We start from the raw sequence: 25,160 nt of genomic DNA, 5'->3' as shown, positions 1-25,160 counted from the left end.
ATGACTGACAATGCGATGACTAAAAATCAGCAATTAGCCCAATGGCTAGAACTGCGTATTCCTTATGATACTATAGCCCGTAACCCTGTTGTTGAAGCAAGCTGTCAGCAATACTTAAAAAAACACAAACACCTGAGAATTGTTGATTTGGGGGCTGGTACAGGTGCTAACTGTCGTTACTATCTGAGCAAATTTTCCCAAGATCAGGAGTGGTTTCTGGTTGAACAAAATCAAGAACTCTTGGAAATTGCTTTTGCTAGTTTAGCATCTTGGGCAGTCAAAAATGGATATGATTCAAAATATCAGTCTTTAAGATTAAACTTGGAAAACCAAGTCCATAAAATTACTATTCAGGGAATCGTTGGTTCTATTTTAGAATTAGAAAATCTCATAAATTTAGAAACGATCAACTTGGTTGTTGCTAATGCCGTTTTCGATCTATTTAGCAAACAACAATTTCAGATTTTCCTCAAATATCTCAATAAGTACCAATTGCCCATTCTGACTACTCTTAATTATACGGGTATGAATTTTACTCCTCAAACCGATGAGGATGCGGGGTTTATTAAATACTACGATCGGCATATGCAGCGCCCTCAAGACTTCGGCAGAGGCATGGGATCTGACTGCGGTGCTTTTATGTGGGAAGCAATGCAGGGGATTGGGATGAAGGGGTTGCAGGGAGAAAGTCCCTGGGAAATCAGTGGTAGCGATCGCATTTTTCTTCAGTTACTTTTAGGGTTTATGGAAGCATCGATTCCAGAAATTCTTGAAGAAGAAACTTTACAACAAAAGTTCAAAAGCTGGTTGAGTCAAAAACAACAAATGATTGCTCAAAAGCAACTAAGTTGTAATGTCGCGCATCAAGACTTTTGGGGTTACTGGGAATAAGTGAAGTTTTTGATTAAAAATAAAAAATAATACAGAAGTCAGAATCAATCAGACTCCCATTGATTCTGACTCCCGATATAGCAACCGCTTTGGCGGTTATGACATAGACTGGAAGTAGTCCCTCATCCTGCTGTGCGATCGCAAAACCCATACCAAAACCCTACGGTTACGACCTCGGCTGCTATGGTCATCCAAGCCATCAAGCTTTATGGCTTGAAAAAAAGTGAAGCCAGTAAATTGTTCAATGATTGTGTACCTTATTTGTTATTTCTTCCTCTTCTTTTTGAGAACTTACAACTGCCAACTACCAATTTCCAACTGACTACTGAGAAATATGTCTTTTAAGAATTTCAGTTATCGCGTTACTGTCCAAAGGTTTAGAAAACCAATATCCCTGAGCTAATTCGCAGCCTAGTTCCCGAAGCTGTGCTAACTGTTCGGCTGTCTCAATGCCTTCGGCGATCGCATTTAATCCCAAATTGTGAGCCAAAGTCACGATCGCCCGCACAATCTGCAAAGGCTGACCCCCGCTGTCACCGTTTTCCACAGCCCCCAACCGACTCACAAAAGATCGATCGATCTTCAGCGTATCCAGCGGAAAGCGGTGCAAATAACTCAAAGACGAATAGCCAGTACCGAAATCGTCGATCGACAATCGAATATTTCTATCTTTTAATTGGGCGAGCACAATATTGGCCTTCATCACATTTTCCACGATCGCACTTTCAGTAATCTCCAATTTTAAACAGCTCGGATCGCAGCCAGTTTCTGCCAAAATTTCATCTATATATTCGATTAAATTCGGCATACCTAACTGTTTCGGAGAAAGATTGACGCTCATTGTTAATTGCGAAGGGTCAATAATTGGTAACTGGTAATTGGGAATTGGTGATTGATGATTTGTCACAGATAATTGATGATTTGTCACAGATAATTGATAATCTGTCACAAATAATTGATGATTTGTCACAGATAATTGATGATTTGTCACAAATAATTGATGATTTGTCACAGATAATTTTTTCCCTCTTCCCTCTTCCCTCTTCCCTCTTCCTTCTTCCTTCTTCCTTCTTCCTTCTTCCATCAACATTTCTTGCCAAATCCGCAATTGCTGACAAGCTTCCCGCAACACCCAGGCTCCCAGAGGCACGATCAAACCTGTTTCTTCAGCTACAGGGATAAAAGTAGACGGCGGAACTAGACCCCGAACCGGGTGCTGCCAGCGCACCAAAGCCTCAAAACCCTCGATCGCACCGCTGGCGATCGAAATAATCGGTTGGTAGTGCACAATAAAGTGCGAACATTGATCCTTGCTCTCTCCTAATTCCTCCTTGCCCAAAATAGCCAACCGCAGGTCATTTTCTAACTGCAACAGCGACATAGTTTGGTCGTGCATCGCCAAATTAAAGACTTCGTGGCGGGCCTTACCCAAAGCTTTAGCGCGGTACATAGCGATGTCAGCATCGCGTAGGAATTCTTCTGGGTGAGTGTACGAATTCGATTCGCCACTGGCTGTGACTTCGCCTTGACTGAAAACAATGCCAATGCTAGCCGTGGTAAATACTTCGTGCCCTTCGAGATGAAACGGCTTCGTCAGTTCTTTTTGTATCTTTTTAGCTGCTTCGGTGGCGTCGCTGAGGCTCTGAATGTGGTCTAGCAGGATGGTGAATTCGTCTCCCCCCAACCGCGCGACGGTATCAGAAGCCCGCACGCAGGTTAGCAGCCGATCCGCGAGGGCGACTAGCAGTTTGTCTCCTAGAATGTGTCCTAAAGAATCATTAACTACTTTGAAGCGGTCTAAATCTAGGAAAAGTAAACCAAATTTATAATCGGAGGACTGATTGGATCGGCGGATGGCTTGTCCTAGCCTGTCGATGAACAAAACGCGGTTGGGTAAACCCGTCAGCGCGTCATGAAAAGCGCCGTGTAGCAGTTGCCTTTCTACTCGCTTGCGCTCGGTGACATCTCTGATAATAATTTGGGCGGCGGCTAAGCCTTGATAAGTAGCAGGGATGCCGGCAACTTCAACGTCGATTATTTCTCCGTCAATCCGCATTAGTTTTTCTTCGGCAAGCTCGATCGGCTGATTTTCTTCCTCGACTTGCCTGATGCGCTCTCTGGCTTTTTCGACATAGTTTGGATGAACGAAATTCAATATTGGAAAGCCGATGAGCTCTGCCGGAGAGATGCCACCGAGGAGTTTAGCGCCGGCGGCATTGATGTAGGCAATTTTCCCTTGAATGTAAACGGCGATCGCTTCGGGAGATAGTTCTACTAAACGGCGATACCGTTCTTCACTTTCTTGGAGAGATACTATCAACTCGCAGCGCTCTTTTTCGGCTTGCTGGCGTTCGATTTCCATTTGGTGAACCACCAGAATTTTACCGATGCTTTGAGCCATCAATTCTATGATTTCTATTTCCTGGTACTCAAAATTTTTTGTTTTGATTTCTCGCGAACTAAAACTCAAAGTCCCGTAAATTTTATTGTTAACAAATATCGGCGTTCCGATGTAAGATTCCGAATGGCATTTTTGATAAGCTGGATGTTCGCGTATCTCCATATCTGCTCCTATATGAGAATACGAAACTGTTTTTTTTAGTTTAATCACCGGAGCGCAGTAAGTATCGCTGAGGTGCAATTCTAAGCCTGGTACAAAGTATCCTAAATCTGCTTTCGCTGCCCGCACAATAAAAGTTTCATCCTGAACTTCAGCCATGATGCCAATAGAAAGTCCAAACATTAAACAGCCTGCTGTTAGATAATCGGCAACCAGTTCTTCAAAATTTTGATAATGATAAGTTGTAATCCGGTGCAAGTGTTTGAGATTGGCACCGAACGTGGCTAAGTCTTGGGACTTTAAAAATAATTCTTCTTCCGAACGCTGGCGGTCGGTGACATCTGTTTGCACTCCAATAAAGTGAGTCAAGTGTCGTCGCGAGTTGTATACCGGAGCAATAGAAAGTTCGTTCCAAAAAGGTGTTCCGTCTTTGCGAAAGTTACGCAAGATAACTTGGCATTCTTTGCCTTCTTCAATAGCATTGCGTAGATCTTTAACTTCTTCGGGGTAATTAGTATTTTCTCCCTGTAAAAAACGGCAATTTTTTCCAACTAATTCGTCTCTGCTATAACCCGTGATCCGCTCAAAACTAGGATTGACATAAATAATTGGATTATCTGCAACTGTGGCATCGGCGATCGCAATACCGTTGCTGGTACTCTCGATCGCCCGTTCCATCATTTGTAAGCGCTCTTGCGATCGAATGCGCTCGATCGCCGCAGCTAACAGATTGGCGATCGCTTCTACAAAATAAACGTCATCTTGACTGAAAACCCGCTCTTGCTTGCTGTGAACTCCCAAAATGCCCCAGACCGGCGACTCAGCAGTTTTCACTGGTTCTGCTTGTCCCCAGTTCCTTTTCTCCTGTCCCCGATTGCCGGGAACGATCACAGTAACGCCACTGACAGCCCGGTGGTTGTGCAGCAGTGGCGAGTCGCTAAAGCGCGTTTCCACACGCAAATCTGCGACAATCGTCGGTTGACCCATTAGCAAGGTGTAACCTGCTTGCGATCGACTAGAAGCGGTGACAGTAGCGCTACCAACAAGGTCGGGCTGCCAGCCCACCCCCGATCGCAGCAGAAAAGCATGGCCAGAAGGCAACAGTTCCAAAAACTGGCAATACTCGACATCTAGGGTTTGGGCAATTAACACCCCAGCTTTGTCCATCAGTGCGGACAAATCTGTTTCTGCCAGGGCCTGCTGCCCCAAGTAAGCGACGGCCGCTTGCTGGCGAGCCCGCAAGTGGATTGATGTGAGCAATTCCTGCTCCTTGGCGGCGATTAGCTTGCGCTCGGTAATGTCACAGAACACCGACAAAACAGTTTTTTCCGACAGCAATGTCAAATACCGCATCGATACAGTTGCCCAAAACAGCGTCCCGTCAGCTTTTTTGAGGCGGACTTCTTTCTCGCGGACGTGTCCGTTGCAGGCGAGATCCTCCAGCATTTCCTGGCGCTCAGCAGGCTGGTTGTAGAGGATGGATACTTTTTGGTGGTCGATCGACTGGAAGGCTTTAAGCCCGAAAGCCTGACGGCATAAATCGTTGCTATAAAGAATTATGCCGTCAGGCAGACTGCTGACGATCATGGGCATGGGCATCGAATTGGCGATCGTCAGCAGTAACTCTTTGGTTCCTTGCAACTCTTCGTACAAGTCCGGCTTGGCTGCACAGCCCTGACTGTCTTCAGGAATAAAACTTTCCATTTTTGAATTGATCCATTGAGCGGATAACTTTTTTACACTTGTGGTGAGTGAGGATTTCAGATGCAGAGGACGATCGATCGACCGCCACCACATTAATCTTAACCAGAACAATGCAACTCAGCCCCCCAAAACTGATCGGCTGGAGTTTTAGCTGCGCCCCAGATGGAGATCGCATCTGTCTTTGGGATGAAAGTCTACAGTTTCTCAAGTTGCGTTAAATTTTCATGTATAGCGGGGCACTTTGCCAAATGTGCAACGCCAGCCCCTACTCTAAAAAGTAATGTCATCTGCCAACAACTACCCAAAACTATCCGAGGAGAGAGGAGAAATGCTTGAATCTTACCGCCAACAGGCTGCCGAAAGAGCCGCATTGGGAATTCCACCGCTGCCGCTAGACGCCCAGCAAACCTCAGAACTCTGCGAGTTGCTGAAAAATCCGCCACCGGGAGAAGAAGAAGCCTTAATCGAATTATTGCGCGATCGCGTGCCACCTGGAGTAGACCAAGCAGCCTACGTCAAAGCTGGTTTTTTAACCGGCATTGCTAAAGGCGAAATCCACAGCCCCCTAATTGCTCCCAAATGGGCAGTTTATCTGCTAGGGACAATGATGGGCGGTTACAACGTCCAATCTTTAATCGATTTGCTCAATCCCACTGCCGAAATCGCGATTCCCGCCACCGCAGCCCGCGCCTTGAGCAAAACCCTATTAGTATTTGACGCCTTCCACGACATTCTCGCCCTGTCGGATACCAATCCCTACGCCAAGCAGGTAGTCGATTCTTGGGCTGATGCCGAGTGGTTTACCAGCCGCCCCGAACTAGCCGAAGCCATTACCGTTACAGTCTTCAAAGTCCCCGGAGAAACCAATACCGATGACTTGTCTCCTGCACCTCATGCTACCACGCGGCCAGACATTCCCCTACACGCTTTGGTGATGCTCGAAAGCAAGATGCCCGGAGCTCTGGAAACGATCGCCCAATTGAAAGAAAAAGGCCATCCCGTAGCCTACGTCGGCGATGTTGTCGGCACCGGTTCCTCGCGGAAATCGGCGATTAACTCCGTGCTGTGGCACATTGGTAACGATATTCCGTTTGTACCCAACAAGCGCAACGGCGGTTATATTCTAGGAAGTGCGATCGCCCCGATTTTCTTCAATACCGCTGAAGATTCCGGCGCATTGCCGATCGAATGCGATGTCGCCAAAATGGAAACCGGCATGGTAATCACCATCCATCCCTACAAAGGAGAAATCACCAACGAAGCCGGAGAAATCATTTCCACCTTCACCCTCAAACCCGACACAATCCTCGACGAAGTTCGCGCCGGCGGCCGCATTCCGCTATTAATCGGACGCACTTTAACCGACAAAATTCGCGAAGCTTTAGGAGTAGGAATTAGCCAAATTTTTACCCGTCCAACTATTCCCGCCGATACCGGAAAAGGCTTCACCTTAGCTCAAAAGATGGTAGGGAAAGCTTGCGGTTTGTCCGGGGTTCGTCCGGGTACATCTTGCGAACCAGTCATGACCACAGTCGGTTCGCAAGACACCACCGGGCCAATGACTCGCGACGAATTGAAAGAACTGGCTTGTCTGGGATTTAGCGCTGATTTGGTGATTCAAAGTTTCTGCCATACCGCCGCCTATCCAAAACCAGTTGATGTCAAAACTCACCACGAATTACCAGATTTCATGTCACAACGGGCGGGCATAGCTTTGCGTCCTGGAGATGGGATTATTCACTCTTGGCTAAACCGGATGTTATTGCCGGATACAGTGGGAACTGGTGGCGATTCTCATACTCGTTTTCCGTTAGGAATTTCTTTTCCTGCGGGTTCGGGATTGGTGGCATTTGCTGCCGCCTTGGGCGTGATGCCTTTGGATATGCCGGAATCGGTCTTAGTCAGATTTAAAGGTGAATTGCAGCCGGGAGTAACGCTTAGAGATGTGGTGAATGCAATTCCCTATGTAGCGATTCAAAGAGGTTTGCTGACAGTCTCGAAACAGAATAAGAAAAACGTCTTTTCTGGGCGGATTATGGAGATTGAAGGTTTGCCCGATTTGAAGGTCGAGCAGGCTTTTGAATTGACCGATGCCTCGGCGGAGCGTTCTTGCGCCGGATGCACGATTAAATTGAGTGTGGAGACTGTTTCTGAGTACATTCGTTCTAATGTCGCGCTGCTGAAAAATATGGTAGCGCGGGGCTATGAAGATGCGCGGACGATGATGCGCCGGGTGGCGAAGATGGAGGAATGGTTGGCTAATCCGGTGTTGCTAGAAGCGGATGCTGATGCGGAGTATGTGGAAATCATCGAAATTGATTTGAACGAGATTACAGAACCGATTGTGGCTGCACCGAATGACCCGGATAATGTGAAGCTGTTGAGTGCGGTTGCGGGCGATCGGGTTGACGAGGTATTTGTCGGTTCTTGCATGACAAATATCGGCCACTACCGCGCCACTGCGAAGGTATTGGAAGGTTCAGGGGAAGTGAAAACTCGCCTATGGATTTGTCCGCCAACTCGGATGGACGAACAGCAACTAAAAGAAGAAGGTTATTACAGCATTTTTGGAGCCGCTGGAGCGCGCACGGAAATGCCGGGATGCAGTCTTTGCATGGGCAATCAAGCGCGTGTCAAAGATGCCACAACGGTGTTTTCAACTTCGACTCGCAACTTCAACAACCGGATGGGCAAAGATGCACAAGTTTATCTCGGTTCGGCAGAATTAGCAGCAGTTTGTTCGCTGTTGGGTCGCATTCCCACAGTCGAAGAATACATGGAGATTGTGTCGAAGAGAATCGATCCTTTTGCTAGCGATTTGTATCGCTATTTGAATTTCGATCAAATTGCTGGTTTTGAGGATGAAGGGCGAGTGATTGCTTTGGAAGATATGCCGCGCATTGAGGATATTTTGGGAATTCCTGAAGGTGTGTTGAGCAAGTAATTCAAGGGCGGGCAATTGCCCGCCTTTTGTTTACAATAAAAGTAGAGTGGGTTTCACCAACTGAATTTGTAGGGTGCGCAACAAGTTATACGAAAGTTGGTTTGACGGTATCAAGACGATGAAACGCAGGTAAATCAGTAGACTTGTGGCAAAAGTCGAAAGTATCTTGAAATTATCTGCGTTTATCTCCGTTTATCTGCCTTATATCTGCGGTTTTCGTATTAATCAAAGATTTATGCAAGAAGTCTAGTGATATCCGGCGCTGCTCAAAGTCAACCGGTGCGCAGTGCACACCCTACAAACTACTAAGTTTATAAATCGATCGCAATTCATATAAATCCGAGAAAGGAGAAAAGTGATTATGTCTGAACAAGCTTTAATCAGTGAAAGTCCAGCGACAACAACTTCAGCGCCAGAAACTCGCATTGGCAATGAAATTGTAGAGTTTCTCAGTGTAATTCAGCAAACTCCGAGAGCATATTGGCCGAATTTGCTTCAGATGATGCGGTTATTTCTGGAAACTGTGACAGTTAAGCCAATAACTCCCGATACTTCGACAAAAGCTATAGCCGAAATTAAGACAATCGATCCCCTACAGCAGCACGAAGCTCTGAGCAAGCTGCTACAGTCTTGGGTAGACGATGGAGATGAACAGGAACAAACAGAAACCGCTGAAGTTCTCCGCAAGGCACTAGAAGAAAACCCCGTGCATATATAGTCCATGAGCAAAATAGTGTTGTTAGATTCTGGGCTTTTAGGAATTGTCACAAATCCCAAAGCCGCCTCTCCTTTATATCAAGAAGGTAAACTCTGGCTGCAATCTTTGCTGCTAAAAGGTTACATTGTAATGCTTCCTGAAATTGCTGACTATGAGGTGAGGCGTGAATTAATTCGTGCAGGTAAGCTGGCAAGTATTAAACGACTTGATGAACTGAAAGCGGAAATTCCATACCGTCCTTTGACTTCGGAGGTAATGCTTTTAGCTGCTCAGTTGTGGGCGGATGCACGAAGCAGAGGAAGGCCAACGGCAGATCCCCATGCACTTGATGGGAATGTGATTCTGGCGGCTCAAGCAATATTGGAAGCAAATCAGGGAAATGAAGTGGTAATTGCTACAACAAATGTGAAGCATTTGTCTCAGTTTGTGGATGCTCGTGAATGGCTATCGATCTGATGAAGCTGGATTATCAGATAAAAAATTCACCAAAAGCCCGTTAGCGAAGCCCTCGAAGAGGATCGCACTTACAGACTTACCCTCTCCCTGATATACTTTCAAATATAAATATTTTTACAGACACCGTTAGCGAGATCAACAGCATGGTGGAAACAGTGGACACAACAGAAAAAACGGACGATCGCACGCAAGCTCGGTTTTGGGGTAAAGTTACAGTCATAGACGCGGGCGATCGTTACAAGATCAATCGCATCGAAGTCAAACCGGGACACCACATCCGCACCCAAATGCACTATCACCGCAGCGAGCACTGGGTTGTCGTCTCCGGTACCGCTAAAGTTATCTGCGATGACAAAGAGACAATTCTCATGCAGAAACAATCAACCTATGTTCCCATGAATACCGCTCACCGCGTGGAAAACCCCGGCGTGATTCCTCTGGTGATGATTGAAATCCAAAATGGCGAATACCTTGGCGATGATGATATTATCCGTTTCCCCCAAGATGCCGCTGACGAAGATTGATCGGGCAGCTTAACGGAAAATTAAAATTACACGCAATTAAAATTATAGGGGCAATTTAGGAAATTGCCCCTACACGATGATATTAAGGTTGTTAAACACGATAGTCAAATATAGCAATTGGCGATCGTCCTACGGCAAAGCAGCGTTTTTCAAATCTACATTTGCCATATTGGCATCTTTTAAATTAGCACCAGTCAAGTCCGAACCGTTCAAATTTGCACCGTTCAAATTTGCACCAGTCAAATTTGCATCCCGCAAGTTAACCCCCATCACGTCTATTCCCGACAAACTGCCACCCATGAGGCGGGTATTAGCTAAATTCGCTACAGACTGGCGAGCATTTTTCAGGTTCGCACCAGCCAAATTAGCACTTTCTAAATTAGCGCCGACTAAATTAGCGCTGGTGAGGTTGGTATTTTTCAAACTGGCAATTACTAAACCAGCCAGACTCAGGTTAGCGCGAGTCAAATCAGCACCCTCCAAATTTGCCCCGTGCATTCTAGCCCCAATTAGGCTCGCACCTGGCAATTTAGCTTGTGTCAGATTTACTTCGTTCAGTTTGGCTTCGTTGAGGTTAGCACCGCTCAAATTTGCACCGCTCAAGTTTGCACCGCTCAAATTCGCGCCGCTGAGATCCCTACCAGAAAGCTGCGCTCCTGTCAAGTCACAGCCGCTACAATTATTAGTTTCTAATAGTTGCTTGACTTGTGATACGTTTTCTGCTTTGACTCCAGAAGCAAAACCGATCGCAATTAGCAGCCCTGTAGTTGTTAAAATTCCAAATTTCATATACTCACCCTCAGCGATATCTCTCTCTCTAATACTATCCAACATTTTTAGAGAGAGTTGGGTGATCGGTCTCTTCGATAAACTGTGACAATCATCACCCTGTTGTGCACAAAAGATGGTATGATTTTGGACGTTTCAACTCTTAACAATTATTGTAAACAATTATTGCTTTTTCAGGAACCAAAAGGGAAAGGATTGCGTCGGCTCTAGGCGGGCACCCGTGATATTGTTCTGAGCAAAAGTATAGTCCTTATCCTGCCAAAGAGGGATGAAAGGTACATCTCTACCTAGTATGTCCTGAATTTCGCCAAACAAAGCTTTCCGGGTTTCGGGGTTTGGTTCTTTGCGTTGCTTGTCGATCAGTTGATTTACCCGATCGCTATAATAAAACGAACCCTGACCCTGGCTCGCACCCTTTTCGCACCCGGTGGCCTCCGAACCCGTCGCACAATCCAAAAACGGCTGAATGTAATTGTCGGCGTCAAAAAAGTCGGCAGACCAATCCACTAACACCGCAGGATAAATCCCCTTCTCTATATTCTGGAATAAAGTCGGAGATTCAACACTGTTAATTTCTACCCGCATTATCCCGTCCATTTTCTGTTTAGCTAACGCCTCGATCATACTCGCCACTAAAGTTCGTTTTGTGGAACCAGTAGGATGCCAAATTTGCAGAATAAACGGATTCGCGGCCGAATATCCCGCTTTTGTTAACAATTCCTTCGCTTTTGTGGTGTTGGCGTCGCCGTACAGTTCTTTAAACACCGGTTTTTGAACGTCGAAGCTTGTGGGAATCAGACTGTACAGCGGCTGCCCTTGTCCCCCCAGTATGCGATCGGTAATCAGGGGCCGATCCATCACTGCTGCGATCGCCTGTCTCACTTCTAACTTGTCCAGCGGTTTAGACTTCATATTCAGCGTCATATAACTAACCGTACTGCTTTCCCCCGCGATTTCCTGCCATTTCCCTTTTTTTGCTCCCTCGTCCAAGCTGCGAAATTGATCGGCATCCAGAGATAAATAAGCTACATCGATCGCAGCAGTCTGAAAAGTATTGAACAAATTTGAAGAAGTCGAAAGCAGCAAAATGTCAATACCTTGATTAACTGGTTTTTCCCCCCAATACTTGTCAAACACGTCAAACTTGAGAGAATCGCTACCGTACTTCGCCAACTTGTAGCGTCCAGTTCCCACAAATGTATCGGGTTTAAATTTACCATCCCCAATCTCATAAGCTTTCGGAGAAACTGCACAAATACCGGCAAATGTCAACAGGGCTGGAAAAGCAGCAAAAGGCTTTTTGAGTTGAAAAGTTAATTCGTATTCGCCCGTCGCTTTCACCGATGCTACTGCATCACCCAACAAGAAAGACGGACGGCCGCCATTTTTGATAAACCGCTGCAAGGAAAATTCCATTGCTGCGGCGTTAAACGGTGTGTCGTCGTGGAAAATCACGCCTTGACGCAAGGGAATTGTATATGTCAATCCGTCTGCGCTAACTTTTGGCATTGCTGTCGCTAAGCCGGGGATTAACTCAGTAGTTCCCGACTTGTAAGTGTAGAGAGTATCGCCCAAATTGCGCAGCAGTTGTCCTGAGATAACTTCGTAAGCGTCGGCGGGGTCGATCGTCCGCAATTTCAAGGTTGTGCCGATCGTAACGCGGTTATTAACATTGTCGCCGCTCGCATTCACAGATCGATTGGCCCGCTGTCCGCAGCTTGCAGTCAACAAGCAGCACAGACAGAACAGAGCGATAACTTTAATTACTGAAGGTTTTATAGATATTCTCGGCTGCCGCTTGTTGATTCTCATCGTCTTTTATTGACACTCCAAAGTAGTTATTATATTATCAGGACTTACGCACTTTTAGAGGAGAAACCGGGTTTCTTGGTAAATACTCTGTCGCCAAACCGATCGCAGCAGCACCCGATCGCTTCCGCTTGCATCGGAATCATATTTTTTTGAGTAGAAGTCCGAGGAAGGCGATCGCGCGATCGATCTAATTCAGATGTAAGCGGATATGACTAATGACTACTGACTACTGACTACTGACTACTGACTACTGACTAAATTCCCTTGAGGAGCGATCGCCAATCCCGACAGCGTTTCAGGTAAATACGAGCTACCCCATCGTTCGGATTTGTCCGCAAACACTCTTCAAACAATTTTCCCGCTGATCGGAACTCCTGGCGCTCGCACAGTAACATCGCTTCATGATATACGGGCAAATTTTCTAGCTTTGCCGATCGCATTTCCAGCGGATCGGCATCAAATACCTCATAGACTATCACATACTGAGATTTTCCTTTTACCTGTACTTTATCCACAATCCGAATAGCATAATCAGCCGGATTTCGCAACCGTTCCAAAGTCTGCTGAGAAATTAACAGAGGTACGCCATAATCTTTGGTCAATCCTTCAATCCGAGATGCCAAATTAACAGCATCACTAATCACAGTGCTGTCCATTCGGCTTTTGCCACCGACTGTCCCCAGCATCAAAGAACCCGAATTGATGCCAATGCCAATTTTTATCGGGATGTAGCCGACACTTTGACGGTGTTCGTTGTAATCAGTCAGGATGTCTAGCATCGCAATACCCGCTTTCACTGCATCATCTGCGCAGTCGCTAAACAGAGCCATAATCGCATCGCCAATGTATTTATCAATAAACCCGTGATTGCTAGTAATAGCCGGCTCCATCCGCGACAGGTAAGCATTGATAAAATTAAAATTTTCTTGCGGTGTCATAGTTTCCGAAAGCATCGTGAAGTCGCGGATGTCCGCAAACAGCACCGACATTACCTCCTGCACTTGGTCGCCTAAATTGACATCGATAATACTTTCATATCCCAACAAATTCAGAAATTGATGTGGCACAAATCGCCCGTAGGCATCAGTTAAGTCTGATTCAGCATCCAGGGATTTTTCCAGATTTTGATTGAGTTCAAATAATTTATTAATAAATTTATGGCGATCGGCTTCAGCTTGTTTGCGTTCCGTGATATCTTGAAAAACTGCGATCGCAAAAGCAACTTTGCCAGCGTCATCAAAAATTGGTGTTCCCCAACCCTCAATGGGAACTTTTTTGTCGGGTTGATGAACTTCCATATCATCAGTCGTTGTGCTCTCACCGCTCAAAGCTCGGACGAGTGGCAAATTCTGGGAAGGGTAAATAATATCAGTTCCCGCGATATAAATTTGATAAACTTCTGACAAATTATCAACTAAATTTAACGGTACAACCCCTTGACCAAGTAACTGCTTTCCGGCGTGATTGACGTAGTAAGGTTTGCCTTCAAAATCGAGTACAGCCACACCTACCGGAATCGCTTCGAGAAATTGAGCCAGCTTGACTTCACCTTCTCGCACCGCCTCCAATGCCCGATCGCGCAACTCACTTTCCACCGTATCGGAATGTTCAGCAGTATTTTCCAGCAAAATTTCCAGATCCGCTTTTTCCTCCTTCAAGTCTTCCACTTGCTGGCGCAATCTTTCTATTTCTAAAAGTAGCTGTTCTCTAGATGGTTGTTCTTCCAGCATAACTCGAAAATTTGCGCATCGACTAACAGAAAATTGCTCAACAGCCCGTACCCTAAAAGTCATTGTGTGTCTATAGTAATTCCAACTGCAAAGCAGGCATCAAGCGCTGCAAATTCTTCAAAGATTTACCTTGCCAAGCTATACGTTGAGAGCCTTTTACCGCCATTGTTATCCCGGCTTTTTTGCGCACCTCGATAATAAACTTCGACAGCATATTGATGCCAGAACTGTTCAAAAATTCTAACTGCTGCAAATTGAGGGTAATTTTCGCCTGTTCCACGTCGGCTACCTCGCCCAGCAACTGCACTATCGGCGCGTAGTCTTCGGCCCCGCTCAGCCTTAGAGAGCCAACAAAACTCACAGTTGCCGTTGCCGGATCGTAACAGATCTCGTAATCTTCCGTTTTAATTTCCATTGTCAGCAAAAAAGTTCCTTAGATATGATCGATCGCCCACTCTTACCTATACTCTTAATTGCACCATAGTTGTCACCGTAATTACTTCCGGGTCTTTTTGCACGGTCTGGAACTTCCAGCCCATTTTGGCGGTATAATCGCTGAGCATCGTCAGCAAGCCCAATCCAGAATCAGTAGAGCTCTCGTCAGCAGCATTTTTTTCCAATTGCTCAATGTACAGCTCGCTCGGATCCGAGGCTAGCAACTGCCGAATGTAACCCTGAAACTGATCCACAGCTTGGGGAGAGATGCTGTTAGCAACTGAGAAAATCAGTCCGTCGCTCTTTAATTGTAGTTTAATGTCGATCGGGTACTCCGAGGTTTCATCATTAAACTTCATCGCATTCTCTAATAACTCGTTAGCAATGTAGCTCACAGCGCTTTTTATTTCAGCTTGTCTGTCAATTGTCGAGGGGTCGTCTTCGTTTCCAGGGAAAAAAGTCGTCAAGTAGTCAGCCAGAAAATCCGCCGACAAACCGTTGTTCCGCCACCGCTGCTTGAGGGGAATCGAACTCGGAGAAAATCCAATTATTAAGTATTCCTGGCTGGGAGTCGGCTCGATGAAATCGCCGAAAGTTTGAATCATGTCCATGACCAACTACCAATTATGAATTACCAATTACCAATTACTCTAGCTTCATTCCTAGCAACTTGAGTTAGCTATTTTTGTTTAAGTACCAGCAAAGTGATGTCATCAAAAACTTTTTGTTCGCCAATGTGCGATCGCACGTCGTCAATTACAGCGTGCCTGATTTCTGTTGCCGTTCGCTGCCAATTAATCTGTATTACCTCTATTAACTTCTCTAAACTATAAAGCACTTTATCCATATTTTCAGCCTCCGTAATCCCATCAGTATACAGCACTACGATATCTCCTGAATGCAACTGTACAATTGTTTCAGCAACAAATTCAGCAATATTTGCATCCAGCCCGATCGGGAAACCCAAATCGATCGTATCAAACCGCTCCACAGAACCGTTACACCGCACGACAATCATTTCTTCGTGCTGGCCGCTCAACTTCAGCATTCCCTGCTCATAGTCTAGCAAAGCAAGGCTGGCATTTTTGTCGCATTTCATCCGCTGCACATTATCATAAATTGCACTGTTAATAGCACTTAAAAATCTTACCGGATCTGGTTCATTGTAGGCGAGCAAAGTTCGGACTGCCGTTTGAACCATAATCATTAAAACGCCACTCTCCAATCCATGTCCCGTCACATCGCCAATGCCAATTTTTACTCTACCTTCGTGCTGTAGTACATCGTAATAGTCGCCGCCTACTTCATCAGCAGACTCCATGAATCCCGCAATATCTAATCCCACAACTTCGTTGAGTTCTCGGTCTTTCGGTAGCAGCATCTGCTGAATCTTGCGAGTGACATCTAGTTCGGCACTCATCCGTACATTTTCGGCTTTTAGGCGATCGTTGAGAACACTAATTTCTTGGTTTGCACCAACCAAAGCATCGGCAATCTTGTTAAATGAACTTACAACTTGTCCGAGCTCATCTCTGTTATCCAAAATAATCTTGTAACCTACATTGCCATTTGCCATCTTTTTTGAGGCTTCGTCAAGCACAAATACTGTTTGCATAACTGACCTATAAAAAGATACAAATAGATAAATAACCATTGCTAAAATTATTGACACAAAAATCAAAATTATCTGTTTTTTTGCGACAAAATTATCAATGCGTTTTTGCAGAAGAAAATCTAATTCATTGAGATTTTCGTCCCACAGTTGAAAACTTGAAGCAATAACTCGATCGCTGCCATCTAGATAGACATAATATTCTACTAAGGCTGTGGGATAAATCAGTTTATCAAGTTGCCCAGTTAGTTGCTCTATTCTGGAGTTAAATCTTGTCAAATGCTCGCTTAATTTAGGTCGGAGATTCCCCTGACGATTATTTTTAAATCCAACTTCCATATTGATTGCTAAATCTTTATTGAGTTCTCTCAATTTTCCAGAAAAAGTAATCAGTTGCGCTCTTTCTTCAGATGTCGCATCCGAGCGTAAGCTATTTTTGCGAGAAATTAGCCTAATTTCTGACAAGAGTTTTTGCATTTCTGGAATCTTCAGCAAAGTGGCATCCATCAAATAATAGGTATCTAAATCAGGGTCTAATATTAGATTGGAAGTATCGCCGACATGAGCGCTCAACTTATTAATATTTGCGGCTAATTTATGATAGACAAAATCGTAAGTTTCTAAACTCCACTGACTGCGACGAAGTTTAAAATTTTGCCAATCTTGATAAGTGGCATTGAATTTTTGAGTAGAAAATAAAATTTTTCCTAACTGGCGATCAATCTTTGCCAAGGATTGAAAGTTGGCGTCTATCTTAGCTTCTAAATTTCCGCTGGGATCTGGCTTGCTAAAATTGGGATTTAAACCCTGATAATTTAACTGTTGAAGTTTCGGTATATATTCCCTCAATTGGCGCAGCGAGCGCAGGTATTGATTACCGTAGATTTCTTTTTGGGCAAAATCAACCCTGCTGTTGATTTCGGAAATCAACAGGTACATCACCAAGGTTAACGGAATCGCAAATAAAAAACCAATTAAGGTAAATTTTTGAGGATAGCTCAGTCGATTCATTAAATGGATTCCCAGGGATTTTTTGTTCATAATCAATACATTTAAACAAAATTGTACTAAAAAAGTAACGAGCGCTACTAAAGTATTTTGGGAATCGCACTTGAAAACCAGAATGCTACAATTAATCAGCGATAGCTGGCTTAATTTGTAATGCGTTCCCATCCTGTTGCAACAGATTGTGCGGCATCCCTTTGATATCGGCGGCTCAGCTCGCCTCCCACAGTCTAAAACAGCTTCTTGTGTTTTGGAAAGATGAATAGTCATTTGTAGTGAGATTCTGGCCCAAAATCCGATTATTTTCAGAATATTTACTTATGCCTAAGTTTTTCTCGATACCGCGAGACTAAAAGTAAAAATTAAGTAATAGCTGGGTAGTGCAAGTTTCCACAAAATACAAGTGCCGGCAGCGAGTATAAAATACTTGTGCTGCACGACTGGCGTCAACTGGGCTCTGCACAAAGGAACCAACAACACCAGCAACAGTGTCTAAATAAGTATCTGGAGTTGAGTGATCGGGAGCGATCGCAAGAGTGTAAAGTGAGAAAGAGGGCTTATGATGAAACCAATCTCCGAAAATAACTCTAAAAACAGTCAAAACCGAGGTAAAAAGCAGCCAAATCCTTTAATCTTGGCTTTAGTGCTCACAGGAATTCTCGCATGGGAAATGTATCCGGTGCTAATACACACCGCTGCGGCTAACGCGGGTGGTCTAAAACATTCCCTCGCCCAGTTGGAAAAGCAAGAGAATCCAACGGCGGTGTTAAAAAACATTAGCTATTCTGGATTGGCACTAAATAGTTTAATTTCCGAACCGGGCAATTTGGCCGAGGGTACGCGCCAAAATCCCCCGAACCAATTGCCCGCAACCTTAGCAGCAGCAGTTCGCCAAGACTTGTCACGCCAAACTGGGATTGCTGCTGACAAGTTGAAAGTAACTGAATCGAGCCGGCAAAGTTGGCCGAATACTTGTTTGGGAATCGTAAAAGCTGATGAAATTTGCGGCCAAATGATTGTCGAAGGTTGGCGGGTTGTGATTTCTGATGGTCGCCAAACTTGGGTTTACCGCACTAATGCTAGGGGAAATGTGTTGCGTTTGGAAAAGAAAGCAGGTTAGGAAAATCTTAGCCGGTTCCACAAAAAGATGGGACGTACGGTTGAAACCGCGCCTACAAAAACGAAGTCCGCCTCCGCGGACTGAAGAAAATAACGTAATTTCAATTGCCGACTCTTCTTCAACCCGCGCACCATCCGGGTTTTGTTTGTGTAGAAGCGGTTTCAACCGCCCGGTCTTCTGAAGAAAATAACGTAATTTTAATTGCTCTTCTTCAACCCGCGCACCATCCGGGTTTTGTTTCTGTAGACGCGGTTTCAACCGCCGTCTTATCTTGGGAGTTTGTTTCTTTCAATAATCCCACCGCCCAACAGTACATCTCCGTCATACCAAACAGCGGCTTGTCCGGGGGTAATGCTCAACTGTGGTTCGTCAAAAATCACCTTGACCCTTGTACTACTGGCTTTTTCGTCTGCTTGTGAGGATTCTACAGGAATAATTGTAGCGGGGACGGGTTGCGATCGATAACGAATCTGTACAGAAGCCCGAATCGGAGCCGTCGGTTGAGCGACAGAAACCCAATTTACCCGATCGACATTACACTCAGATTCTACCGCCAACTGGCGATCGCCCACAATCACCCGATTAGCACCAGCATCAAGTTCAATCACATATAGCGGTTCCGGTGCAGCGATGCCGAGTCCCTTCCGCTGACCAATGGTGTAGTGGTGCACGCCATCATGCTGTCCGAGCACCCGCCCGGCCTTATCTACAATGTCACCCTTTTGCGGCGCAATGTACTTATCCAGAAAAGCCCGCATCGAACCGTTACTTTCCACCAAGCACAAATCCTGACTTTCCGGCTTATCAGCGGTTGTCAAGCCAAATTCCGTCGCAATTCTGCGAGTTTCAGTCTTGGTAATTTCCCCCAAAGGAAACTCCGTACCCGCGAGTAAATCCTGTGTTAAATCATACAAAAAATAAGATTGATCTTTGGCTGGGTCGATCGCCCGTAGCAACTGATAGCGACCCGTAGCAGTATCATAGGTAATGCGAGCGTAGTGTCCCGTCGCAATCTTTTCAATACCGAGTTCTTCGTGAGCATACTTGAGCATCGGCCCAAACTTCACAGTTTTATTGCACTGCGAACAAGGCAAAGGCGTAACTCCTGCACTGTAACCGTCCACCAAAAAATCGACAATACTTGCCTTAAAGACTTCACGGCTATCAACAATGTGGTGGGGAACGCCCAAATCTTCGCAAAGTTTAGCGGCATCGACCATTCCCTCAGAGCAGCACTGACCTTTGCCTTTCATCAGCCACAACGTTAAACCCACCACTTCATAGCCCTGATGGTGTAAAATTGCGGCTGCTGCGGAACTATCGACCCCGCCGGAGAGGCCTACAACAATCTTGTTCATGATACGGAGAGAATTTGCTATTTTACTGTTACTTTGTGCGATCGAGCTAATCGATCATACCACAAATGTACTACAAAATGGTACTGCTGCTGTTAGCTGAAATTTTAACACTAATTAAGTAAAGCCACCTAATTAAACGTAAAATACCGATCGCTCAAAGGCTTACTGTGTATCTCTTACTTCTTCATTCTACTTCTTCCTTCTTCTTCCTTCTTTCTTCTTCCTTCTTTTCACCCTGAGCGAAGCCGAAGGGCCTTCTTCCCTCTTCCTTCTTCCCTCTTCCTTCTTCCCTCTTCCTTCTTCCCTCTTCCTTCTTCCTTCTTCCTTCTTCCTTCTTCCCTCTTCCTTCTTCTTATGATTATTCAAAAATTTGTTGTCACCGCCGACCAAATGCGGCAAATAGAAGCGAGAATATTTGCTGCTGGAATGCCAGTCGCAGCTTTAATGGAAAAAGTCGCCGGATTGATTGCTAAACGCATTCAGGCGCTGTTGAAGGAAGAGCGAAGTTCGGCAACGAGCAATGTACGGGATTTAACGGATTTAACCAATAGGAGGAAAAAGGGAGAAGGGCAAAAAATTGTTAATTTTCAATTGCCAGTTATCGGCGTATTGGTTGGGCCGGGACATAACGGCGGTGATGCTTTGGTTGTGGCTCGCGAATTGCACTTTCAAGGATTTTCCGTAGTTATTTACTGCCCGTTTTCTAAGCTTAAAGAACTCACCAAAAGTCATGCTGATTATGCGCATTCTTTAAATATTCCCTTTGTTGACAAAGTTGAATCACTAAAAAACTGCGATTTGCTCGTAGATGGTTTATTTGGCTTTGGATTGGAACGAGAAATTACTAATCCCACCGCCGCAGCTATTGACGAAATAAATAATTTAAACATACCCATTTTTAGTATAGACATTCCATCGGGAATTCATACAGATACCGGAGCAGTTTTGGGGACTGCAATCAGAGCAAAACATACATTGTGTTTGGGATTGTGGAAAATGGCATTTCTGCAAGACAAAGCGTTAGAATATATCGGCAGTTCGGAATTAATTGATTTTGATATTCCCGTCCCAGATATTGCAGCAATATTGGGCGATTCGCCATCAATCCAACGCATTATTAAAGCATCGGCAATTCAGCATTTGCCATTGCCCCGATCGCCAATTTCGTACAAATACACTAACGGTCATTTACTAATTATTGCAGGTTCTGGTCGGTACAGCGGAGCGGCAATTTTGTCAGCATTGGGAGCAAGGGCTAGCGGTGTGGGAATGCTGTCAATTGCTGTTCCTGAGTCGATTAAACCGATGTTGAGCAGTCAGTTGCCAGAAGCTTTAGTTATCGGGTGTCCTGAAACCCCAAATGGTTCAATTAGCGAGTTGCCGATAGCGATCGATTTGGGTGTCTATGATGCGATCGCAGTAGGGCCTGGTCTGACATTGGAAGCCGCGATCGCTGTAGAATCTGTACTGGAGTGCGATCGACCTTTAGTTATAGATGCCGACGGTTTAAATATTCTCGCTCAACTCGGCACAGTCCCGATTTTGTCGGAACGCTCAGCACTGACAATTATCACACCTCATCCGGGCGAATTTAAGCGTTTGTTTCCCGAATTAGCGGACGAAATGGGCGAGGATCGAATTGCCGCAACTCAAGCAGCGGCTGAGCTTTGCGGTGCAGTGGTATTGCTCAAAGGAGCTAAAGTTTGCATCAGTTGGAGCGATCGGGGCGATTCCCTAGGGGATAGCTGCGCCGCGCGTACCATCACCTATATCAATCCAGAAAGCACCCCAGCCCTCGCTAGAGGCGGCAGCGGCGATGTTCTGACTGGTTTGTTGGGGGGACTGTTGGCAAGTGCGATCGCCCGCAAATCCCCCCCCGAATCAGTTGCTGCAACAGCAGTTTGGTGGCACGCCAAAGCCGGAATCATGGCTGCCAAAGAACGGACAGAATTAGGAGTAGATGCCTTTACATTGACACAGTATTTAATTCCTACATTACGAGAATTTTGAGGGCGATCGTCCTACTCGCTGCCATAAATTCGTATCGCACACCGGGATCACTTGGCTTTGCCTAATGCCCTAATTATCCTTGATAGGAATGTTGTGCACCGGAAGGGCGATCGCAAATTCTGTGCCCATTCCCGGCGCTGAAACACATTCTAAACTTCCCCCGTGTTTTTTTGTGACTATATCGTGGCAAATTGGCAGTCCCAATCCGGTTCCTTTACCTTCAGCTTTAGTTGTAAAGAATGGCGTAAACAATTTTTGTTTGATGTCTTTTGACATTCCAAGTCCATTGTCAGCTATCCGAATCTTTACTGTACGATTTATCAGTTTTTCGCTGCTGTTTTCCGCAGAGGTCGAAATTGTAATTATATTGGGATTGCTCTCAATCTGTTTGTAGGTTTTACCAAAATTAGATTCTTCCAAAGCATCGATCGCATTAGCGATCAAATTCATAAATACCTGATTCAATTGCCCCGGATAGCATTCTATATTAGGCAATTCCCCGTAGTTTTTGATGACTTGAATCGTGGGGCGATGGCTATTGGCTTTGAGTCGGTGCGACAAAATCATTAATGTGGTATCAATTCCTTCATGAATATTTGCTGGTTTTTTCTCAATCCCGTCGCTACGCGAGTAATTTCGTAAAGATTGCATGATGTCGCGGATGCGATCTGTTCCCAATCTCATCGAGTCAATCATCTTCGGCAAATCTTCAACTAAATATTCTAATTCAATCGCTTCTATTTCATCTAAAACTTGTTGACCCGGATCAGGAAAGTTGTCTTGATAAACCTGGACTAAACTTATCAAATCGCTAACATAGTCTTTGGCATGATGCAAGTTGCCAGAAATAAAACTAACGGGATTATTCACTTCGTGGGCAACTCCAGCAACCAGTTGTCCGAGTTGCGATATTTTTTCAGTTTGAACTAATTGTGCTTGAGTTTGTTGGAGTTGAATGAGTATTGCTTCTAAATCTTCAGCTTTTTGTCTCAATTGAGCTTCCGATGTTTGCACAGCTTTTTCGGCACGTTTGCGATCGCTAATATCGCGATTAATTACCAGGGCGTGGGGTTGCGCATCGTACTCAAAAAAGTTTGCTTTTACCTCAACATCGCACAGCGTACCATCTTTTCTCTGTATGACTGCTTGACAGCTAAATTCTTGGCGTCTTCTTATAGTTTGTTGCCATTCGGCGAATAAATGCAGATACTCTGGGAGAATGTAATCTGGCGGAGTTAAACGCAGTAATTCCTCCTGAGAATAGCCATAAATTTGACAGAGTGCGGGGTTAGCTGCGATGAATTTACCGGTATCCAATTCCATCAGCGAAAGTCCGTCTACTACTGTCTCAAATATGCTGCGGTATTGTTGTTCTTTTTGGATGAGTTCGACTTGGAACTGTTGCAGGTTTTCGAGAGATTCAGTCAACTGGCGGGATTTGTGTTGTTCGCGGGCGTAGAGGCGGGCGTTTTCAATGGCGATCGCCGCTTGCGTCGTTAACAGTTGCAACAGTTCTAGCCGATCGCGCGTAAATGCTCCAATCGCCATATTATTCTCTAAATACACAATGCCAATCAACTTAGTTTGATACAAAATCGGCGCGCATAAAATCGATTTGGGTTGGCAATTCTGAATGTAAGTATCCGCTTGGTAAATTTTTTCTTGACTTGCATCGCTCAATACCAGCGGTTGCTGAGTTATCCCAACATACTTGATTATAGAAATAGCAACATCCGAGCTATTTTCAACCAGCATTGACTCCTGAAATGTGGCTGATGTCATGCGGTTAGTATCCGAGACTTCAACAAACAGTTGCCCGTCTCTTTCTAAAAGAATACAACCTTTTTGCGCGCCAGCGTTTTCTAAGATAATGTGCAGCAGTTTCTTCAACAATTTTTCTAAGACAATTTCACTATAAATTGCCTCAGATGCTTTGATTACTGTTGCTAAATCTAAGACATTAGCATGACTAGATGTACTCGCGGTTACAGTTGCAGCAATTCGCAACTCAACAGCTTCAGGAAATAAATTGGCATAATATTGTTCGAGTTGACGGACTTTCGCTGTAGCGCCCCACTGGAGATAGCAAACTCTGGCATCGTTGAGGTAATTTTTGACGAAAATAAGCCGATTTTGAGAGAAATAAAATCGGGCAGCTAATTCATTAACGAGTGCGGCATCTTGAATGAAGCCGTTTTCTATTGCGAGGGCGATCGCACTATCGTAGCATTCTGCCGCCTCATACTTTTGTCCCGACAACCGCGCCACTTCGGCCCGGATGGCTAAATACTTGTGCTGGTAATTTGCAGGACAGTTTTTCGCAAATTCTCGAAGTTCTTCCAGACTCAGGTTAAGCTGTTCTAGGTAGATTTGGCGATTCTCGCCCTCGCTGGCATTTGTACAAGCAGCAGCCAGGGCTATAGCCCGGTGGAAGCAAAAAACCGGACTCAGGAAAATCCCCGCAACACCAGGCAAGAATTTAGCACCAATATTGGCATATTCTAATGCTCGATCGACCTCGCCAAACCAATTCGCCACGGTTAGTTTGTAGATATAAACCACACAAGAGGTCATCAAATCTGCCGAGGCTTCAGCAAATTCTAATAGCGACTCTTCGTCGATGAAAGTTGGGGGATTTTCTGCACTCTCGGCAGCACGAGTAAGCCGAGCAATTGCCGATTTATTTAGCATAAAAAATGCTAGCATATTGCGGTCAATTTTTTGCAAAACAGGTATAAATTCCTCAATAACAGCGGTGGTTTTTTGCAGCGTTTCATTGCCGTAAAAGCTGAACCAAAGACAATTAATCGCAGCATATCCCGACCACTGATAAGCACCTGTCTCTAAACCGCTATTAAAAGCTTTGACGATAAAAACCTTGGACTCATCAATATGTTTGATGTAGTGCAAACAAGCCCCCCACAGCAAGAAAATATAAGCACTTAACTCTTTAGCATCCCAGCGTTCGTAGAGAGTTAAACCCAGTTCTCCTGCTGCCAAACCAGCCTCAATTTCGCCATATTTAACAATCAAAGTAAAGGCATACACAATGTAGCCAAAGGCGGAAATCCGGCAGTTACCATGTTCGATTGTCGCCTGCACAAACTTCATCGCGCACAAAAATTGAGCGTTGGGACTGGTAAAGTAAGCAATGGGGTAAAGTTCTTTCAAAATCCGGTGGGCGGCGAGTTGCAGCGGATCGGTGAGTGTCGGTAAATCGGCTAAATTGGCGATCGAGCCCCCAATCATCTCCTTCGTCTTCGCCAATTCCCTAAGCAAATACCCATCATCCGGGTCAGCTTCAAACTCAATTCCCAACAATTGCAGCGTTTCGATACCTAACTGATAAGCCGCAGGCAAATCATTTTTCATCCGCAAACAAGTCATTTTCAACTCATTAATCCGACACAGTTCTCAATACTTCTCGGTTAAGGTCTAAGCGGTACTGAGAATAGAAAAATGAAGCTCCTGGCGCTGAGTACCAGTACCTCT

The 25,160-nt window shown here is 45.0% G+C and carries 17 protein-coding genes; 7 read left to right on the top strand and 10 right to left on the bottom strand.

The genetic code is table 11. The features are described 5' to 3' along the window. A complete protein-coding gene (locus QUB66_RS04655) occupies positions 1 to 891 on the top strand; it encodes an SAM-dependent methyltransferase (protein WP_332966691.1) in 891 nt (296 codons plus the stop codon). 322 nt (positions 892 to 1,213) lie between these two features. Here QUB66_RS04655 and QUB66_RS04650 read toward each other — a convergent pair whose 3' ends face one another. Continuing rightward, on the bottom strand, positions 1,214 to 5,155 hold the full coding sequence (locus QUB66_RS04650) for an EAL domain-containing protein (protein ID WP_332966692.1): 3,942 nt from the start codon (positions 5,153 to 5,155) through the stop codon (positions 1,214 to 1,216). A 328-nt stretch (positions 5,156 to 5,483) separates the two neighbouring features. Here QUB66_RS04650 and acnB point away from each other — a divergent pair, with 328 nt between their 5' ends. From acnB to QUB66_RS04630, 4 genes are all read left to right on the top strand, one after another. Next, complete coding sequence (acnB, locus tag QUB66_RS04645; protein WP_332966693.1) at positions 5,484 to 8,099, top strand: bifunctional aconitate hydratase 2/2-methylisocitrate dehydratase; 2,616 nt, start codon at positions 5,484 to 5,486, stop codon at positions 8,097 to 8,099. A gap of 361 nt (positions 8,100 to 8,460) precedes the next feature. After that, positions 8,461 to 8,817, top strand: a complete 357-nt coding sequence (locus QUB66_RS04640) for a hypothetical protein (protein WP_332966694.1) — start codon at positions 8,461 to 8,463, stop codon at positions 8,815 to 8,817. Positions 8,818 to 8,820: 3 nt separating this feature from the next. After that, entirely contained in the window at positions 8,821 to 9,273 is a 453-nt protein-coding gene (locus QUB66_RS04635; RefSeq protein ID WP_332966695.1) for a nucleic acid-binding protein, read from the top strand. Positions 9,274 to 9,416: 143 nt separating this feature from the next. Beyond that, positions 9,417 to 9,797: a cupin domain-containing protein gene (locus tag QUB66_RS04630; protein ID WP_375339817.1), complete on the top strand. Its 381-nt coding sequence runs from the start codon at positions 9,417 to 9,419 to the stop codon at positions 9,795 to 9,797. A gap of 129 nt (positions 9,798 to 9,926) precedes the next feature. Here the strand turns inward: QUB66_RS04630 and QUB66_RS04625 are convergent, their stop codons facing one another. The 6 genes from QUB66_RS04625 to QUB66_RS04600 all read right to left on the bottom strand — a co-directional run bounded on the left by QUB66_RS04625 (position 9,927) and on the right by QUB66_RS04600 (position 17,186). Beyond that, a complete protein-coding gene (locus tag QUB66_RS04625) occupies positions 9,927 to 10,586 on the bottom strand; it encodes a pentapeptide repeat-containing protein (protein ID WP_332966696.1) in 660 nt (219 codons plus the stop codon). A 162-nt stretch (positions 10,587 to 10,748) separates the two neighbouring features. After that, the gene (locus QUB66_RS04620) at positions 10,749 to 12,398 is read right to left on the bottom strand and encodes an ABC transporter substrate-binding protein (protein ID WP_332966697.1); all 1,650 of its coding nucleotides are present in this window, start codon (positions 12,396 to 12,398) and stop codon (positions 10,749 to 10,751) included. A 254-nt stretch (positions 12,399 to 12,652) separates the two neighbouring features. After that, positions 12,653 to 14,128 carry an adenylate/guanylate cyclase domain-containing protein gene (locus QUB66_RS04615; RefSeq protein ID WP_265237514.1) on the bottom strand — a complete coding sequence of 492 codons (1,476 nt, stop codon included), beginning with the start codon at positions 14,126 to 14,128 and terminating at the stop codon, positions 12,653 to 12,655. Between the two features lie 70 nt (positions 14,129 to 14,198). Next, the gene (locus QUB66_RS04610) at positions 14,199 to 14,543 is read right to left on the bottom strand and encodes a slr1659 superfamily regulator (RefSeq protein ID WP_265237513.1); all 345 of its coding nucleotides are present in this window, start codon (positions 14,541 to 14,543) and stop codon (positions 14,199 to 14,201) included. A gap of 46 nt (positions 14,544 to 14,589) precedes the next feature. Beyond that, on the bottom strand, positions 14,590 to 15,168 hold the full coding sequence (locus QUB66_RS04605) for a DUF6272 family protein (RefSeq protein ID WP_265237527.1): 579 nt from the start codon (positions 15,166 to 15,168) through the stop codon (positions 14,590 to 14,592). A gap of 74 nt (positions 15,169 to 15,242) precedes the next feature. After that, the gene (locus QUB66_RS04600) at positions 15,243 to 17,186 is read right to left on the bottom strand and encodes a PP2C family protein-serine/threonine phosphatase (protein ID WP_332966698.1); all 1,944 of its coding nucleotides are present in this window, start codon (positions 17,184 to 17,186) and stop codon (positions 15,243 to 15,245) included. A 553-nt stretch (positions 17,187 to 17,739) separates the two neighbouring features. Between QUB66_RS04600 and QUB66_RS04595 the strand changes: the two genes are divergently transcribed. Continuing rightward, complete coding sequence (locus tag QUB66_RS04595) at positions 17,740 to 18,300, top strand: hypothetical protein (protein ID WP_265237511.1); 561 nt, start codon at positions 17,740 to 17,742, stop codon at positions 18,298 to 18,300. A gap of 266 nt (positions 18,301 to 18,566) precedes the next feature. Here the strand turns inward: QUB66_RS04595 and mnmA are convergent, their stop codons facing one another. Both mnmA and QUB66_RS04585 read right to left on the bottom strand, forming a co-directional pair. Then, entirely contained in the window at positions 18,567 to 19,658 is a 1,092-nt protein-coding gene (mnmA, locus tag QUB66_RS04590; RefSeq protein WP_332966699.1) for a tRNA 2-thiouridine(34) synthase MnmA, read from the bottom strand. Positions 19,659 to 19,847: 189 nt separating this feature from the next. Beyond that, the gene (locus QUB66_RS04585; RefSeq protein WP_265237508.1) at positions 19,848 to 20,024 is read right to left on the bottom strand and encodes a hypothetical protein; all 177 of its coding nucleotides are present in this window, start codon (positions 20,022 to 20,024) and stop codon (positions 19,848 to 19,850) included. Between QUB66_RS04585 and QUB66_RS04580 the strand changes: the two genes are divergently transcribed. Further along, the gene (locus QUB66_RS04580) at positions 20,013 to 21,668 is read left to right on the top strand and encodes an NAD(P)H-hydrate dehydratase (RefSeq protein WP_265237506.1); all 1,656 of its coding nucleotides are present in this window, start codon (positions 20,013 to 20,015) and stop codon (positions 21,666 to 21,668) included. The two genes, QUB66_RS04585 and QUB66_RS04580, sit on opposite strands and share 12 nt — an antisense overlap. Positions 21,669 to 21,737: 69 nt before the next feature. On the opposite strand, the gene QUB66_RS04575 is transcribed toward QUB66_RS04580, so the two are convergent. Further along, positions 21,738 to 25,055 carry an ATP-binding protein gene (locus QUB66_RS04575; RefSeq protein WP_332966700.1) on the bottom strand — a complete coding sequence of 1,106 codons (3,318 nt, stop codon included), beginning with the start codon at positions 25,053 to 25,055 and terminating at the stop codon, positions 21,738 to 21,740. Positions 25,056 to 25,160: the final 105 nt, after the last annotated feature.

The organism is Microcoleus sp. A2-C3, assembly GCF_036706065.1.
Lineage (GTDB): Bacteria > Cyanobacteriota > Cyanobacteriia > Cyanobacteriales > Microcoleaceae > Microcoleus.
Note: the sequence above shows the minus strand (reverse complement) of the source record. Positions and strands in the feature narration are given on the sequence as shown.

Bases quoted from the DNA above. Each gene is read 5' to 3' on its own strand.
- QUB66_RS04650 (WP_332966692.1), bottom strand. From the start codon at position 5,155: ATGGAAAGTTTTATTCCTGAAGACAGTCAGGGCTGTGCAGCCAAGCCG.
- QUB66_RS04595 (WP_265237511.1), top strand. From the start codon at position 17,740: ATGATGAAACCAATCTCCGAAAATAACTCTAAAAACAGTCAAAACCGA.
- acnB (WP_332966693.1), top strand. From the start codon at position 5,484: ATGCTTGAATCTTACCGCCAACAGGCTGCCGAAAGAGCCGCATTGGGA.
- QUB66_RS04580 (WP_265237506.1), top strand. From the start codon at position 20,013: ATGATTATTCAAAAATTTGTTGTCACCGCCGACCAAATGCGGCAAATA.
- QUB66_RS04635 (WP_332966695.1), top strand. From the start codon at position 8,821: ATGAGCAAAATAGTGTTGTTAGATTCTGGGCTTTTAGGAATTGTCACA.
- QUB66_RS04630 (WP_375339817.1), top strand. From the start codon at position 9,417: ATGGTGGAAACAGTGGACACAACAGAAAAAACGGACGATCGCACGCAA.
- QUB66_RS04615 (WP_265237514.1), bottom strand. From the start codon at position 14,128: ATGCTGGAAGAACAACCATCTAGAGAACAGCTACTTTTAGAAATAGAA.
- QUB66_RS04600 (WP_332966698.1), bottom strand. From the start codon at position 17,186: ATGAATCGACTGAGCTATCCTCAAAAATTTACCTTAATTGGTTTTTTA.
- mnmA (WP_332966699.1), bottom strand. From the start codon at position 19,658: ATGAACAAGATTGTTGTAGGCCTCTCCGGCGGGGTCGATAGTTCCGCA.
- QUB66_RS04655 (WP_332966691.1), top strand. From the start codon at position 1: ATGACTGACAATGCGATGACTAAAAATCAGCAATTAGCCCAATGGCTA.
- QUB66_RS04605 (WP_265237527.1), bottom strand. From the start codon at position 15,168: ATGATTCAAACTTTCGGCGATTTCATCGAGCCGACTCCCAGCCAGGAA.
- QUB66_RS04625 (WP_332966696.1), bottom strand. From the start codon at position 10,586: ATGAAATTTGGAATTTTAACAACTACAGGGCTGCTAATTGCGATCGGT.
- QUB66_RS04620 (WP_332966697.1), bottom strand. From the start codon at position 12,398: ATGAGAATCAACAAGCGGCAGCCGAGAATATCTATAAAACCTTCAGTA.
- QUB66_RS04640 (WP_332966694.1), top strand. From the start codon at position 8,461: ATGTCTGAACAAGCTTTAATCAGTGAAAGTCCAGCGACAACAACTTCA.
- QUB66_RS04575 (WP_332966700.1), bottom strand. From the start codon at position 25,055: ATGACTTGTTTGCGGATGAAAAATGATTTGCCTGCGGCTTATCAGTTA.
- QUB66_RS04610 (WP_265237513.1), bottom strand. From the start codon at position 14,543: ATGGAAATTAAAACGGAAGATTACGAGATCTGTTACGATCCGGCAACG.